The 14,460-nt window shown below is 72.0% G+C and carries 16 protein-coding genes; 10 read left to right on the forward strand and 6 right to left on the reverse strand.

The window, feature by feature from the left end; genetic code table 11:
• Positions 1-13: 13 nt before the first annotated feature.
• Positions 14-808 (reverse strand): class I SAM-dependent methyltransferase, encoded by a 795-nt coding sequence (locus ACH34T_RS24175; protein WP_396023180.1) that lies wholly within the window; start codon positions 806-808, stop codon positions 14-16.
• Positions 809-1,033: 225 nt separating this feature from the next.
• On the opposite strand from ACH34T_RS24175, the gene ACH34T_RS24180 reads away from it, so the two are divergent.
• On the forward strand, positions 1,034-1,909 hold the full coding sequence (locus ACH34T_RS24180) for a polysaccharide deacetylase family protein (protein ID WP_396023181.1): 876 nt from the start codon (positions 1,034-1,036) through the stop codon (positions 1,907-1,909).
• A gap of 308 nt (positions 1,910-2,217) precedes the next feature.
• Here the strand turns inward: ACH34T_RS24180 and ACH34T_RS24185 are convergent, their stop codons facing one another.
• Together ACH34T_RS24185 and ACH34T_RS24190 are read right to left on the reverse strand one after the other, a co-directional pair.
• Positions 2,218-2,880, reverse strand: coding sequence for a response regulator (locus tag ACH34T_RS24185; protein ID WP_396023182.1), 663 nt, complete (start codon positions 2,878-2,880; stop codon positions 2,218-2,220).
• Complete coding sequence (locus ACH34T_RS24190; protein WP_396023183.1) at positions 2,877-4,085, reverse strand: sensor histidine kinase; 1,209 nt, start codon at positions 4,083-4,085, stop codon at positions 2,877-2,879. The genes ACH34T_RS24185 and ACH34T_RS24190 overlap by 4 nt, the downstream gene beginning before the upstream one ends.
• A 133-nt stretch (positions 4,086-4,218) precedes the next feature.
• Between ACH34T_RS24190 and ACH34T_RS24195 the strand changes: the two genes are divergently transcribed.
• Positions 4,219-5,544, forward strand: coding sequence for an alpha/beta fold hydrolase (locus ACH34T_RS24195; RefSeq protein ID WP_396023184.1), 1,326 nt, complete (start codon positions 4,219-4,221; stop codon positions 5,542-5,544).
• 146 nt (positions 5,545-5,690) lie between these two features.
• On the opposite strand, the gene ACH34T_RS24200 is transcribed toward ACH34T_RS24195, so the two are convergent.
• On the reverse strand, positions 5,691-5,948 hold the full coding sequence (locus ACH34T_RS24200) for a hypothetical protein (RefSeq protein ID WP_396023185.1): 258 nt from the start codon (positions 5,946-5,948) through the stop codon (positions 5,691-5,693).
• Positions 5,949-6,061: 113 nt separating this feature from the next.
• Here ACH34T_RS24200 and fdxA point away from each other — a divergent pair, with 113 nt between their 5' ends.
• The 7 genes from fdxA (at position 6,062) to ACH34T_RS24235 (ending at position 11,792) form a co-directional block, all read left to right on the forward strand.
• Entirely contained in the window at positions 6,062-6,388 is a 327-nt protein-coding gene (gene fdxA / locus ACH34T_RS24205; RefSeq protein ID WP_396023186.1) for a ferredoxin, read from the forward strand.
• 126 nt (positions 6,389-6,514) lie between these two features.
• Positions 6,515-7,600 (forward strand): succinyldiaminopimelate transaminase, encoded by a 1,086-nt coding sequence (gene dapC / locus ACH34T_RS24210; RefSeq protein ID WP_396023187.1) that lies wholly within the window; start codon positions 6,515-6,517, stop codon positions 7,598-7,600.
• Positions 7,601-8,044: 444 nt separating this feature from the next.
• A complete protein-coding gene (locus ACH34T_RS24215) occupies positions 8,045-8,671 on the forward strand; it encodes a DUF4178 domain-containing protein (RefSeq protein ID WP_396023188.1) in 627 nt (208 codons plus the stop codon).
• Between the two features lie 2 nt (positions 8,672-8,673).
• The gene (locus tag ACH34T_RS24220; protein WP_396023189.1) at positions 8,674-9,225 is read left to right on the forward strand and encodes a DUF2617 family protein; all 552 of its coding nucleotides are present in this window, start codon (positions 8,674-8,676) and stop codon (positions 9,223-9,225) included.
• Positions 9,222-9,656: a DUF4247 domain-containing protein gene (locus ACH34T_RS24225; protein WP_396023190.1), complete on the forward strand. Its 435-nt coding sequence runs from the start codon at positions 9,222-9,224 to the stop codon at positions 9,654-9,656. The genes ACH34T_RS24220 and ACH34T_RS24225 overlap by 4 nt, the downstream gene beginning before the upstream one ends.
• A gap of 10 nt (positions 9,657-9,666) precedes the next feature.
• On the forward strand, positions 9,667-10,119 hold the full coding sequence (locus ACH34T_RS24230) for a DUF350 domain-containing protein (protein ID WP_396023191.1): 453 nt from the start codon (positions 9,667-9,669) through the stop codon (positions 10,117-10,119).
• A 110-nt stretch (positions 10,120-10,229) separates the two neighbouring features.
• Entirely contained in the window at positions 10,230-11,792 is a 1,563-nt protein-coding gene (locus ACH34T_RS24235) for a polyamine aminopropyltransferase (protein ID WP_396023192.1), read from the forward strand.
• A 9-nt stretch (positions 11,793-11,801) separates the two neighbouring features.
• Here the strand turns inward: ACH34T_RS24235 and ACH34T_RS24240 are convergent, their stop codons facing one another.
• Positions 11,802-12,503 carry a MerR family transcriptional regulator gene (locus tag ACH34T_RS24240; RefSeq protein WP_396023193.1) on the reverse strand — a complete coding sequence of 234 codons (702 nt, stop codon included), beginning with the start codon at positions 12,501-12,503 and terminating at the stop codon, positions 11,802-11,804.
• Between the two features lie 76 nt (positions 12,504-12,579).
• On the opposite strand from ACH34T_RS24240, the gene ACH34T_RS24245 reads away from it, so the two are divergent.
• Positions 12,580-13,722 carry an acyl-CoA dehydrogenase family protein gene (locus tag ACH34T_RS24245; RefSeq protein WP_396023194.1) on the forward strand — a complete coding sequence of 381 codons (1,143 nt, stop codon included), beginning with the start codon at positions 12,580-12,582 and terminating at the stop codon, positions 13,720-13,722.
• A gap of 72 nt (positions 13,723-13,794) precedes the next feature.
• Here ACH34T_RS24245 and ACH34T_RS24250 read toward each other — a convergent pair whose 3' ends face one another.
• A complete protein-coding gene (locus ACH34T_RS24250; protein ID WP_396023195.1) occupies positions 13,795-14,406 on the reverse strand; it encodes a hypothetical protein in 612 nt (203 codons plus the stop codon).
• Positions 14,407-14,460: the final 54 nt, after the last annotated feature.

Genomic DNA, 14,460 nt, shown 5'->3' on the forward strand with positions numbered 1-14,460 from the left:
GGCGGCCCCGGGGTCAGAGCTGCGGGTCGGACGGCATCGGGCCGGTCGGCATCGGGGCGGCGCCGTCCGGCTTGCGGACGGCGGCGAACCGCAGCCGCACATAGTCGGCGACCCAGCCCGACTCGCGGCGCAGCGCCGGGGCGGCGAGGTCATTGACCCGGGCGAGCAGCGGATCGACCAGCTCGGGCGGGACGTCCGCCAGCGCGGTGGCCGCGTACGCGCGGACCCAGTCGGCCGCGCCGTTCGGCCCCTCGGTCATCCGGGTCGGACGGTCGGCGTGCTCCAGCAGCCGCAGCGTGAACCCGGCCTCCTCCAGCTTCGTCGCGTACTCGGCGGGGGTCGGGAAGTACCAGGGCAGGTCCGGCTCGCCGAGGCCGAACACCCGCCAGGCGGTCTGCATCGCGACGATCAGCTCGGCGCAGTTCCCGGCCCCGCCCAGCTCGCCGACGAACCGCCCGCCGGGCCGCAGCGACGCGTGGACGCGTCCGATCACGGCATCGGGGTCGCGGGTCATCCAGTGCAGGGCCGCGTTCGAGGCGACCGCGTCGAACGACTCGCCGACGGTGAAGTCGTGGGCGTCGCCGAGCACGAACGACAGCCCCGGATGCATCGCGGTCGCCTGCGCGACCATGTCCGGGTTGCCGTCGATGCCCAGCACCTCGGCGCCTCGCTCGGCGATCTCCGCGGTGAACGCCCCGGTGCCGCACCCGAGGTCGATGACCCGTTCGCCGGGCTGCGGATCGAGCAGGTCGACCAGGGGCGCACCGTGCGCGGAGACGTACCCGAAGGCGGAGTCGTACGTCGTCACGGCCCAATTCACTGTCGTAATTTATCGGACATCGTCCCGGGGTGACGCGCCGTACACCCACATCGGGCGACCCCGGCGTCCGGCCGTCCGGACGCGGTTTGCATGATGGGAGGGCATGCGCACGCCGTCCGGAGGACGATCCGCAAGATCCACACTTTGACGGCATGTGTTGCTTTGGTGACGGAGGGTATGAAGCCGCCCGAGCGACACGTTCGGGGGTGCGTGGTGCGGATTAGGACAATCGCCGTTATCGGTGCCGGGCTCCTGCTCGTCGCCGGAAGCGCCGCGGGCGCCGGATGCAGTGGCCCTGAGGAGAAGCGGGCGCGGACAGCCGGCGAGAACGCCGCGCTGGGGAAGAAGGCCCAGTCCAAGCGGCCCCCGGCGCCGCCCCCGCCCAGGAGGATCGACTGCGACCGGGCCAAGTGCGTCTCGCTGACGTTCGACGACGGGCCCGGCCCCTACACGGCACGGCTCCTGGACACCCTCAAGGCCGGCGGCGCCCGCGCCACGTTCTTTCTGCTGGGCGAGAACGTCCACGCCCACCCGGACGTGGTGCGGCGGATGGCCATGGAAGGCCACGAGGTCGCCAACCACACCTGGTCCCATTCGAACCTCACCACGCTGCCGCCCGCCGCCGTGCGGTCGCAGATCCAGCGGACGCAGCAGGCCGTCAAGAACGCCTCCGGCGTCGCGCCGACGCTGATGCGCCCGCCCTACGGGGCGACGAACAAGCAGGTCGGACGTGCCATCGGGATGCCCCTGATCCTGTGGAGCGTCGACACGCTCGACTGGCGGCACCGGAGCGTCAGCCGCGACACCAAGATCGGGATCAAGGAACCGCGGAGCGGCGGCATCGTCCTGTTCCACGACATCCACAAGCCGAGCGTCGACGCCATCCCGAAAGTCGTGGACGGCCTGAAGAAGCGCGGATTCACGCTCGTCACGGTGTCGGAGCTCTTCCAGGGGACGCCGCTCAAGCCAGGCCAGACCTACAACGAGCGCGCCCAGAAGACCGAGCCGGTGACGGCAAGCCCACCTCCATCCGGCTCGCCCGCGGGCGCCCCGTCCGGCGGGCCGCACCGGCCCTCCCCACCCCGTTGACCACCCACGCGGATCGACCGGCCGCGCGGATCGACCGGCCGTGCGGCTTGTCCGGCCGTGCAGGTTGTCCGGCTGTGCGGGTTGACCGGTCGCGCGGGTTGTCCGGTCGTGCAGGTTGACCGGCGGCGCGGATCGACCGGTCGTGCGGGTTGGCTGGTCGTGCGGATTGTCCGGCCGTGTGGGTTGGCCGGCGGCGCGGGTTGACCGGCTGTACGGGTTGTTCGGCTGTGCGGGTTGGCTGGTCGTGTGGGTTGGCCGGGGGTGCGGATCTATCGGCCGTGCGGATCGAGCGGTGGGGCGAGGGTCTGCTAGCTGCGCGGAGAGACCAGGGCGTTGTCGAAGGCGAACACGACCGCCTGGATTCTGTCGCGAAGGTCGAGTTTGGCCAGGATGCGCCTGACGTGCGTCTTGGTCGTCGCCTCGCCGATGTGGAGGCGGGCGGAGATCTCGGCGTTCGACAGGCCGCGCGCCATCAGCAGCAGGACCTCGTGCTCGCGGTCGGTGAGGCGGTCCAGGCGGCGCCGCGCCCCGGCGTCCGGCGGGGCGGGCGAGGTGCGCGCGAACTCGGCGAGCAGCCGCCGCGTCACCGACGGGCCCAGCAGGCCCTCGCCGGACGCGACCGTCCGGACGCCCTCGATCAGCGTCTCCGGCGGGGTGCGCTTGAGCAGGAAGCCGCTGGCACCCGCCCGGACGGCGGCGAAGACGTACTCGTCCAGCTCGAACGTGGTCAGCACCAGGACCCGGGACGCCGGCTGCCGCGCGGTGATCTCGGCGGTGGCGGCGACGCCGTCCATGACGGGCATCCGGACGTCCATGAGGACCACGTCCGGCGCGAGCGCCGCGGTGCTCCGGACGGCCTGCGCGCCGTCGGACGCCTCCGCGACGACGGTGATGTCGGGCTGGGTCTGGAGCATCATGCGCAGGCCGCCGCGCATCAGCTCCTCGTCGTCGGCGAGCAGGACCCGGATCACGCGACGGCCCGCGCGGTGAGGGGGACGCGGGCCTCCACGCGCCAGCCGCCGTCCTGGGCGGGGCCCGCCTGGCACGTCCCGCCGAGCCGTGCGGCGCGCTCCCGCATCCCCGCGAGCCCACGAGCGGCCCCTCCCCGCACGTCGGACGGCTGAGACGGGCCCGGGATGGCGGTGCCGTCGTCGGTCACGGTGAGCCGTACGTCGTCCCCGGCGCGGTCCACCAGGATCCGGACGGTCCCGGCGGAGGCGTGCCGGACGACGTTCGTGAGCGACTCCTGGACGATCCGGTACAGCGTCTGGACGACCGGCTCCCCGAGCGGGGGCAGGTCGCCGTCCACGGCCAGGTCGGCGCGCAGGCCGGGCGGGAGACCGGCGACCAGGCCGCGCAGCGCGGCCGCCAGGTCGGGCGGGTTCGGCGGTTCGGCCTCGTCCAGGAGGCCGAGGACGCGGTCGAGGTCGCCGAGGGCGGCGCGGCCGACGTCCTCGATGCTGCCCAGCGAGCGGCGGACGTCCGCGTGCCCGTCGCCCTCGGTTCCGGGAGATCCGAGGGAAAGGCGGGCTGCCCCGGCGTGCGTGACCATGACCGTGACGGCGTGTCCGACGGCGTCGTGCAGTTCGCGCGCCATCCGGGCGCGCTCGTCGGCGAGGGCGCGCCGCCGGAGCGCCGCGGCGCGCTCGGCCTCGTGCTCCCGCAGCGCCGTGGCCGCCTGCCAGCGCGAGCGGGCCGCGTCCCCGGCGAGCAGCGCGCCGCCGTGCAGGAACGCGCCGAGCACGAACGCCTCGGTGTTCTCGGTGGCGAGCGCGGCGAGCGCCGCAACGACCGGGACGGCGGCGAGTTGCGCGGCGCGCGGACGGGGCCGGGTCTGAGCGACCATCGTCAGCGCCAGCGCGGACGCCGCCGACAGGTTGGTGAGGGGGTGCCCGGCGAGGGCCGTCGCGACGGTCGCCGCCGCCGACGCCCACAGCGCGGTCGCCGGCGCGAACCTGCGCCCCGCGATCGCGGCGAACCACACCACGGCGGCGGCGCGCACGACGACCGGCCCGTGGAACGGCGACGCGGTGACGTCGGAGTCCCCGATGGTGATGGTCGCCGAGACGTAGGCGACGAACACGTCCAGCGCGACCCAGTGCCACCGGCGGCCGGCGAGCCGGTCCGGGCCCCACCGGCCGGCGAGCCGGTCCGGGCCCCACCGTCGAAGGTCCATGGCCGTCAGCGTATGAAAGGTCGGTGATCTGGGGAATCGTCCGGCCGGAGGACGATCCGTACCCTCCAGGGGGACGAACCGGATCCCGGCCGAGGGACGACCGCGCCCCGCCGCCGTTCCTACCGTCGCGGCCATGATCTCGACACAGACCTCGATCCCGACACCGGCCCCCGCGTCCCTGCGGCGCCGGCTCGGCGGCGGCGCGCTGATCGTCACCGGGTTGCTGCTCGCCCCGCTCGCCGCCGCCGTCGCGTTCCTCGCCGCCGCGGCGGCCGGCGCGCCCCTCCCCGCCTGCGCGGCGATCGGCCTGGCCGCCGCCGTCCAGCTCTCCGGCGCCGTCGCCTACCTGGGCGGACGGCTCGCCCGCACGCGCCGCCGCGGACTCGTCGCGGTCCTGGCGGCCGCGGTCATGGCCGTGGTCATGGCGGTCGCGGGACATCTGCTGGTCTTCCGCCCGCTCGGCGTCCCCGCCACCGCCCTTCCCGCCCAGGACACCCGCTACTGGCGGCTCTCCACCGGCTCGCGCATCGCGTACACCCACACCCCGGCGCGCGGCCAGCGGAGGCCGGATCCGGTCGTGCGGCTGCACGGCGGCCCCGGCACCCCGGGCGCCGGCCCGGACGACCTCGACCGCGCCCTGGCCGCGACCGGCTTCGACGTCTACACCTACGACCAGCTCGGGTCCGGGCGCTCGGAGCGGCTGGACGACCCCGCCGGCTACACGGTCGCCGGTCAGGTCGCCGACCTGGAGGCGATCCGCGGACGGATCGGCGCGAACCGGCTGGTCCTGGCGGGCAGCTCGTGGGGCGCCACGCTCGCCGCCGCCTACCTCGCCGCGCACCCGGACCGCGTGGCCCGCGTCGTCTTCACCTCGCCAGGCGCCCTGTGGGCTCCGGAATGGGAGAAGTCGGGCGAGGGCGAGATCTGGGACCGGCTCACCCCGGCCCAGCGCCGCCGCATGGACGACCTGGAGAACCGTCCCCAGCTCGTCGCCTGGTCGCTGCTCATGGCCGTGAACCCGCGCGCCGCGCACGCGCTGCTGCCCGACGAGGAGATCGATCCCCTGTTCGACGCGCTGCTGTCGTCGGTCGGGTCGGCCGCGACCTGCCGTCCAGGACGTCCGCTCCACGAGGCCGCGTCGCGTTCGGGCTTCTACTCCAACCAGATGATCTCCGACGACGCCCTGAAGGTCCCCGACCCGCGCCCCGCCCTGCGCCGCGCCGCCGTGCCCGCGCTGATCCTGCGCGGCCAGTGCGAGTACAAGAGATGGGAGATCGCCCGCGAGTACCGCGACACGGTCCCCGGCGCGAAGCTGGTGCACGTCCCGGGCGCGGGCCACGTGATCGACGCTGAGCAGCCCGAGCTGTACCGCTCCACCGTCACCGCGTTCCTCACCGGCCGCCCGCTCCCCCTGCCCCCGTACACGGCCCAGAACGCCCCACCGGCCACCGTCCGCTGACCTCACCCACCACCGCCCGCCCCCGGCCCTGCCCCCGGGCCGCCGCCGGCCGCTGAGCCTGGTCGCCACCGGTCCCTGACCTTGCCGCCACCGGTAGCTGACCCAGGCCCCACTGCCGCGAATGCGGCGCGCCCGGGCGCAGCGGCTCAGTCGTCCCGGCGGGGACGGCGCCGCGGCGGGGGCTGCGGCGGGACGACCTTCGCCGCGACCATGATCTTTTCTGGGATCTCGACCAGCTCGCCGTCGCGGCGACGCACCGTCAGGACCCCGCCCGACCAGGATTCGAGGACGCCGACGACGTCGCTGTACCCTCCGGTTGGCAGACGACGGCGCAGCGAGATCCGCCGCCCCACGTCCGCGCCGCTGATGGACACGACCAGGCGGGCGGCGAAGCGACCGGACATGTGTCGACCCCCGTGTCGAATCGGCGGCGCCGTGGCAGCCATACTATTCACAGCGAGCTTGCGGTGAGCCGTGACGTTGCGGCGGGGCCGGAAATCCGAGAGGAGTCACTGACGTGACCTACGTCATTGCGCAGCCCTGCGTGGACCTGCTCGACAAGGCATGCATCGAGGAGTGCCCGGTCGACTGCATCTACGAGGGCAAGCGCATGCTGTACATCCACCCGGACGAGTGCGTCGACTGCGGTGCGTGTGAGCCTGTCTGCCCGGTAGAGGCGATCTACTACGAGGACGACACGCCTGACCAGTGGAAGGACTTCTACAAGGCCAACGTGGAGTTCTTCGAGGACCTCGGCTCGCCCGGTGGCGCCTCCAAGGTCGGGAAGATCGACAAGGACCACCCGATCGTCGCCGTCCTGCCTCCACAGAGCCAGGACGACTAGCGGGGCGGTCCTTCGGGACGTGCCCGCGTGGCACGTCCCAAAAGCACGCCTGTGTTGATTTCGGGCCGTGGCCTCCACGTTCGTGGAACGCCACGGCCCCTCGGGTTGAGAGATAGGGGTGCGGACGTGTTCACGTTGCCGGACTTTCCGTGGGACCGGCTGGCGCCGTACAAGGAGCGGGCGCTGGCGCACGCGGACGGCATCGTCGACCTGTCGGTCGGGACGCCCGTAGACCCGACGCCCGAACCGATCCGGGCGGCCCTCGCGGACGCGTCCGACGCGCCCGGATACCCGCAGACGTACGGGACGCCGCGGCTTCGCGAGTCGGTCGCGGGCTGGCTGCGGCGCCGCGCCGGAGTCTCCGGCGCCGACCCGGACGCGGTGCTCCCCGTGCTGGGCACCAAGGAACTGGTCGCCTGGCTGCCGACGCTGCTCGGCACCGGCCCCGGCGACACGATCGTCTTCCCCGAGCTGGCCTACCCCACCTACGACGTCGGCGCGCGGCTGGCCGGGGCCAAGCCCGTCCCGACGGACGGGCTCCTCTCCCTCGGCCCCGTCTCACCCAAGATCGTGTGGGTGAACTCGCCGTCCAACCCGACCGGGAAGGTGCTGCCCGCCGAGCATCTGCGCAAGGTCGTCGCGTGGGCGCGCGAGCGCGGCGCGATCGTGATCAGCGACGAGTGCTACCTGGAGTTCGGCTGGGACGAGGACAGGCCGCCGGTCTCGATCCTGCACCCGGACGTCTGCGGCGGCTCCCACGAGGGGCTCCTCGCGGTCAACTCGCTGTCGAAGCGGTCCAACATGGCGGGCTATCGGGCGGGGTTCCTCACCGGCGACCTCGGGCTGGTCAAGCGGGTGCTGGAGGTCCGCAAGCACGCGGGCATGATCGTCCCGGCCCCGGTGCAGGCGGCGATGATCGTCGCCTTCGACGACGACGCGCACGTGGACGAGCAGCGGGCCCGCTACGCGCGCCGCCGCGCCGCCCTGCGCGCCGCGTTCGAGAGGCACGGGTTCCGCGTCGACCACTCCGAGGCGTCCCTCTACCTGTGGGCCACCCGGGACGAGCCGTGCTGGGACACCGTCGCGCACCTGGCGTCCCTCGGCGTCCTCGTCGGGCCCGGCGAGTTCTACGGCCCGGCCGGAGCCCGGCACGTCAGGATCGCGTTCACCGCGACCGACGACCGCGTGACCGCCGCCACCACCCGCCTCTGACCCACCTCAACGACACCGCCCAGCGGTCAACCGCTGCCGCCCGCGGCCAACCGGTGCCGATCGGCGGTTGACCGGTGCCGACCACGATGAACCAGCAGCCGACCCGCAGTAAACCGGTGCCGCCCGCGATGGACCGGTGCCGACCCGCGGCCAACTGGCGCCGCCCGGCGGTTGACCGGTGGCGACCCGCGGTGGACCGGTGTCGACCGTCGTCAGCCGGTGCTGATCCGTTGTGAGATGGTGTCGGCTCGCGGTTAATGGGTGTTGAGCGGTGGCTGAACGGCGGGTCGCCGCGCCGGCCCGATTTCGTTTCGGTTACGGCGTTCTCGCATGCAACCAGTGGTTCCTTTGATACGTCTGAACGCGGTATGGGCATGAGAGGCCACAGTCGGTAGGATCCCGCAGGTCTGTGACCGTCCTGTAGACGAAACGATGGAGGTGTCCGTGAGCGGAGCGGCGATAGTGATCCTGCTGGCGCTGATCCTGGTCGCCTTGATCGTGCTGATCATTGTCCTGCTGCGGCGCCGGTCCGGGACGGCGAGGACGGGCCCGGCGCCCGCGCCCGCCGCGCCGCGCGACCCGTTCGCGGCCGAGGACCAGGTGGCCGGCGACCCGCGGACGCTCAAGGCCGGCGACATGGTCGAATACCTCGGCACCCGCTACTTCGTGCGCGGCTCGGTGCGGCTGAAGGAGGGCGGCTACACCTGGAGCGAGCACCTCCTGGACGCCGACACCATCGAGGGCACCAAGGTGTGGATCTCCGTCGAGGAGGACCCCGACCTCGAAGTCGTCTGGTGGACGGAGCACGACATCGGCGACCTGACGCCCGGCGAGCGGACCATCGTCGTCGACGACGTCGAGTACCGCCGCGAGGAGCACGGAACCGCCGACTACACGAGCGAGGGCACGACCGGCGTCGGCGTCCAGGGACGGGTCGAGTACGTCGACTACGAGGGCCCGCGCGGGAAGTACCTGTCGTTCGAGCAGTACGGCGGCGGGCAGTGGGAGGCGGGCCTCGGCGAACGCGTCCCGACCGGGTCGATGACGATCTACCCCGGCAGCGGTGGCTGATCTTGCGCACCACCCTCGACGCCCCCTACGCGGACGCGCGCGCCGACGCGCTGTCGTTCGCGCTCGGCCTGCCGCCGCTGGACGCGCTCGCCGTCCTGCCGGTCGAACGGGCAGGGCTGACCGTGGAGTTCCGGCTGCTCGGCGCGTCCCACCAGGTCATCGCCGGTCCGCTGAGCGAGACGGTGGCGTGCCTGCCCGGCGGCGCCGAGCCGCTGCCCGGCCGCGCGAGCACGGACGTGCCCGGCTGGACGTACGAGTTCGCCGCGACCACGGCCACCCTCAGCGACGACACGGCGTTCTGCCGCGCCGTCGAGGCGGTGTGCGCGCGGCTCGCGGACCGCGGCGACGCCCTGACCGGGGACTTCCCCGGCTCCCGGCACGCCGTGACCGCCCTCGCCCTGGAGCAGCCCATTGCTGAACGCGCCGTCCCAGAGCGCTTGGCCACGGAGACCCCCGCAGTGGAAGAGTCCGGGATCGGCTGGCGGACGTGGCACGCCTATCCGCAGACCCGGGAGATCGTGATGACGCGGAGCCGGCTGGTGAGACCAACGTGAACAGTAGACACCGGATGATCGGCGGCGTGTGCGCCGTCCTCCTGACCGTCCTGGCGCTCGGGGGCTGCGGCAGCACCTCGAAGGAGTCCTGGATCAAGGGCAAGTACAAGAAGAGCGGGACCGACTACCGGTCCCCGAAGGCTCCGCCGGCCGTGGCCACGGAGATCAACAAGAAGTTCAAGGCGATCGACCGGGTGGACTCAATGGCGACCAGGGGCGCGGCGGGCGGCATCTTCCTGCGCTACCCGAAGCTGGTCGTCGGCGTCCTGCCGAGCGGAACGGGCAGTCAGATCACTCTGTCCTCCCCGAGCCTCGGCTACAACCGCTACTACTCGCACGTCAGCGGATTCTGGGCCAGGCCCGGCAGCGGCGGCTGGACGAACGGCGGCGCCGCGTCCTTCCGCGGCGGCGGGCCGGGGTCGGGCAAATAAGGAGCAACAGATGGACGACCTCTTGGACGAGATCGGCGCCACCTTCGCCTACGGCGCGGTCGGCATCGCGCTGATGGCGATCGGCTACCTGGTGGTGGAGGTGACGACGCCCGGCCGGCTCGGCAAGCAGATCTGGACCGAAGGGAACCGCGGCGCGGCGCTGCTGCTGTCGGCGAAGCTCCTCGGCATCGGCGCGATCGTCACCACCGCGATCATCACGAGCGACGACGACCTGAGCGACGGCCTGATCGACACGGCGGTCTTCGGCGGGATCGGCGTCGTGCTGATGGTCGTCGCGTTCCTCCTCCTCGACGTGACCACGCCGGGCAAGCTCGGCGCGACGCTCGTCGACGGCGGCGCGGCCGGCGCGGGCGGCGTCGGCGCGGGCATCCACCCGGCCGGGTGGGTGGTCGCCGCCGCCGACCTGGGCGTCGCCGCGATCGTGGCCGGGGCGGTCTCCTGACGTCCCGCGACCTGGACGACCCCGCCGCCCCGGCCCGTTCCGCGGCGGCGGAGCCGTCTCCGCCCGCGCGGGACGAGCCCGCGCAAGACGGGTCCGGGCGGGACGAGCCTGTGCGGGACGGGTCCGGGCGGTTGCGCGTCCCGGCGCGGGCGGCGCGGACGCTGGTCCTCGCGGCCGTGTTCACCTGCGCGGCCTGCGGGCTGGTGTACGAGCTGGCCTTGGTCGCGCTCGGCAGCTACCTCGTCGGCAACTCCGTCACGCAGGCGTCGATCGTCCTGTCGGTCATGGTCTTCGCGATGGGGATCGGCTCGCTGGCGGCGAAGCCGCTGCAGGGCCGTCCGGTGGTGGCGTTCGCCGTCGTGGAGGGCGCGCTCGCGCTGACCGGCGGGCTGTCCGTGCTGGCGCTGTACGCGGCGTTCGCGTGGCTCAACCTGTACGTCCCGGCGCTGGTCGTGGTGGCGTTCGCCGTCGGGGCGCTGATCGGTGCGGAGATCCCGCTGCTGATGACGCTGTTGCAGCGGATCAGGAAGCAGGACGCGGGCAGCGCCGTCGCCGACCTGTTCGCCGCCGACTACGTCGGGGCGCTGATCGGCGGGCTGGCGTTCCCGTTCCTGCTGCTCCCGGCGTTCGGGCACATCAAGGGCGCGCTGCTCGTCGGCGTCGTGAACGCGGTCGCCGGGATCGCCGTCGTGCTGTGGCTGTTCCGGCACCAGATCGGACGGCTCACGCGGGTCGCGCTGGGCCTCGGGATGGTCGCGGTCCTCGCCGTTCTCGGCGGGACGTACGCGCTCGCGGACGGGTTCGAGGTGTCGGCGCGGCAGGCGCTCTACACCGACCCGATCGCGCTGTCGAAGCGCACCAAGTACCAGGAGATCGTCATCACGAGGGGGCTCTCCCTCTCCGGCGCCGCCGACGTGCGGCTGTTCCTGAACGGCGACCTGCAGTTCTCGTCCGTGGACGAGTACCGGTACCACGAGTCGCTCGTCCATCCGCTGATGCCGGGTCCGCACGGCCGGGTGCTGATCCTCGGCGGCGGGGACGGCCTGGCGCTGCGCGAGGTGCTGCGCTACAAGGACGTCCGGTCCGCGACGCTGGTCGAGCTCGACCCGGAGATGCTGCGCCTCGCCCGGACGTACGGGCCGATCGCGTCCCTCAACGGCCACGCGTTCGACGACCCCCGGGCCAAGATCGTGGCCGCCGACGCGTTCTCGTGGCTGCGCGGCCTGAACGAGCAGTTCGACGCGGTGATCGTGGACATGCCCGACCCGGACGACGTGTCCACCGCGAAGCTGTACTCGGTCGAGTTCTACGGCATGGTGAAGCGGGTGCTGGCGCCGGGCGGGCGGATGGTCGTCCAGTCCGGGTCGCCGTACTTCGCGCCGAAGTCGTTCTGGAGCATCGAGAAGTCGATCGCCGCCGCCGGCCTGGCGACGACTCCGTACCACGTGGACGTGCCGAGCTTCGGCGACTGGGGCTACGTCCTGGCGTCGCCCGCGGCGAAGCCGGTGCCGAGGCTCGCGCCCGGTGTCTCCGGCCTCCGCTTCGTGGACGAGCCGCTCCTCCAGGCCGCGACGGTGTTCCCCAAGGACCGCCGCGTCCGCGACGTCGAGGTGAACACACTCGTCCACCCGCGGCTCGTCGAGTACGAGCGCCAGGAGTGGAAGAACGCCTGACCAGGGCGTTCAGTCGGGCACGGACTCCCGGATCGCCTTGTCTACGGCCCGCTGGAACGACGTCACCAGCGACTGGATCATCAGGGGCTTGAGCTTCCCGGCCATCACCATCAGCCGCTCCCGCTCCTCCGGCGCCCGCCCGCCCTCCCGGTACGGCCGGACGACCGTGTCCTGGAAGACCCGCTGCAGCTCGGCGGCCAGCGCGGTCGTGTGCCGGTCGACGGCGTCGTGGGAGGCGATCAGCGTGTCCAGCGGCATGGGCAGCGCGGCCACCTCGGCGCTGATGCCGAGCAGCGCGGGGCTCAGCACCCGCACGCCGCCGTCCGGCGTCCGCTCCACCACGCCGAGGGCCTCAAGCCGCTTGAGGGTGTCGTCGTCGAGGTGCCGTCCGGCCCGGCGGTCCAGCTCGTGCCGGTCGAGGTCTTCCGGACGTTCCGGCGCCCACGGCGACAGCAGCGCCCGCTGCAACGCGAGGTCTTCGGCGGACGCGTCCGGCGGGATCCTCCGCAGATGCTTCTCGATCGCCGACAGCGTCAGCCCGAGCGACTGCAGTTCCCGGACGAGCTCCAGCCGCGCCAGATGGTCGGCGCCGTACAGGCCCGTCCTGCCGCGCAGCCTCGGGGGCGGGAGCAGCCCGCGCCCGGCATAGAACCGGACGGTGCGGACGCTGACCCCGGCGCGCGAGGCCAGCTCGTCGACGGTGAGCTCCATCCCGCCTCCTCTATGTGACAGTGCCAGTGTTACATTAATCCTGTATCAGGACGTACTTACCGAGGGGACCCGCCTGATGGGACGCGACATCTACACCGAGGAGCACGAGGCCTTCCGCGACATGGTGCGCTCCTTCATCGCGAAGGAGGCGGCGCCGCACCACGAGCAGTGGGAGAAAGAGGGCGTCGTCTCCCGCGAGGTGTGGCTGGCCGCGGGCCGCGCGGGCCTCCTCGGAATCGACATGCCCGAGGAGTACGGGGGCGGCGGCAACCCCGACTACCGCTACTACGTGATCTTCAACGAGGAGCTCGCGAAGGCCGGGATCCACGGGCCGGGCTTCGCCGTCCACAACGACATCAACGGCGGCTACCTGCGCCAGCTCTGCACCCCCGAGCAGAAGGCCCGCTGGCTCCCCGGCTACTGCTCCGGCGAGATCATCACCGGCATCGCGATGACGGAGCCCGCCGCCGGCTCGGACCTGCAAGGCATCATGACCACCGCGATCAAAGAGGGTGACCACTACGTCCTGAACGGCTCGAAGACGTTCATCTCCAACGGCATCCTGGCCGACCTCGTCATCGTCGTCGCCAAGACCGACCCGTCCGCCGGGTCCAAGGGCGTCAGCCTCCTCGCCGTCGAACGCGGCATGGACGGCTTCACCCGCGGCCGCAACCTCGACAAGGTCGGCATGCACGCCCAGGACACCGCCGAGCTGTTCTTCGACGACGTCCGCGTCCCCGCGTCGAACCTGCTCGGCGAGGAGGGCATGGGCTTCGTCTACCTCATGCAGAACCTGGCCCGCGAACGCCTCTCGATCGGCGCCACCGCCCAGGCCGCCGCCGAGACCGCGTTCGAGCAGACCCTCGACTACTGCAAGACCCGCGAGGCGTTCGGCCGTCCTATCGGCAGGTTCCAGCACAACCGCTTCACCCTCGCCGAAATGAAGACGGAACTGACCGTCACCCGCGCCTTCACCGACCAGTGCATCGTCAAGGAGGGCGAGGGCGAGCTCACCGCCGAAGAGGCCGCGATGCTCAAATACTGGAACACCGAACTCCTCAAAACCGTCGTGGACCGCTGCGTCCAACTCCACGGCGGCTACGGCTACATGACCGAATACCCCATCGCCAAGGCCTACCAGGACGTCCGCGTCCAAACCATCTTCGGCGGCACCACTGAAATAATGAAAGAAATAATAGGCCGCTCCCTCGGCGTCTAGCCGACTGCCGGTGTGCTGCTCACCAGGGCGATCAGGACGGTCACACCGAGATCGCCATGTGCGGCTGGAGTATTAACCGCGTCGACGTAGAGCGCGTAGCGCGAAGAGGTTGATCGCGAAAATCAGCGCAAGCCCGGTGAGTGAGACCCAGAATCCGGTCTCGGGACCGGCGGCGTAATGGAACTCTTCTTCCCCCCGTTGCCCGAACTCGTTGGCGAGGAGGCCATACGTGTTGTCTTCCATCCGTCCGGCGGCCGACAGCACCGCCAGCGCCAGGAACACCCCGGCCACTGCCGCCACCTGGGCGGCATGCCGCAGACGCCTCTCGGCAGGACGAACCAGACCAGTTCCCGCACCCGCCGCCATGACGAGGACCGTGACGATCGTGCCCATGCGCAGCTCGACCGACCAACCGTAGCCGGACCGGTGGGCCGACTGGTGGGGCGGGCCGTCGCGGAACGCGATGTTCCCGCCCGTCACGGAATCGTCGGTGACCGCCTTGAAGAATGAGTTGTCGCGCAGCACAAAGATTGAATTGTCGCGCAGCACCATGGAGGGCCACTCTGTGACCGAGACGGAGGCGCACGGCAGAAACAGGAACGCGAGCACGACGGCCACGAAACCGACCGGGTTGATCACTCGGGTCACCCATTGATCGAACGAGAATCGAGGCATGACGCTCATTCGCGGAACGCTAGCCTCGGCCGTTCGAGAGGGGTCCCGCCATGACAGCGGCCG

Origin of the sequence: Actinomadura sp. 9N215 (genome assembly GCF_044326345.1) — a bacterium.
Taxonomy (GTDB): domain Bacteria; phylum Actinomycetota; class Actinomycetes; order Streptosporangiales; family Streptosporangiaceae; genus Spirillospora.

Excerpts from the sequence above, each read along its gene's own strand:
- ACH34T_RS24200 (WP_396023185.1), bottom strand. The coding sequence starts at position 5,948 with ATGTCCGGTCGCTTCGCCGCCCGCCTGGTCGTGTCCATCAGCGGCGCG.
- ACH34T_RS24230 (WP_396023191.1), top strand. The coding sequence starts at position 9,667 with ATGGACGACCTCTTGGACGAGATCGGCGCCACCTTCGCCTACGGCGCG.
- ACH34T_RS24250 (WP_396023195.1), bottom strand. The coding sequence starts at position 14,406 with ATGAGCGTCATGCCTCGATTCTCGTTCGATCAATGGGTGACCCGAGTG.
- ACH34T_RS24195 (WP_396023184.1), top strand. The coding sequence starts at position 4,219 with ATGATCTCGACACAGACCTCGATCCCGACACCGGCCCCCGCGTCCCTG.
- ACH34T_RS24245 (WP_396023194.1), top strand. The coding sequence starts at position 12,580 with ATGGGACGCGACATCTACACCGAGGAGCACGAGGCCTTCCGCGACATG.
- ACH34T_RS24190 (WP_396023183.1), bottom strand. The coding sequence starts at position 4,085 with ATGGACCTTCGACGGTGGGGCCCGGACCGGCTCGCCGGCCGGTGGGGC.
- ACH34T_RS24240 (WP_396023193.1), bottom strand. The coding sequence starts at position 12,503 with ATGGAGCTCACCGTCGACGAGCTGGCCTCGCGCGCCGGGGTCAGCGTC.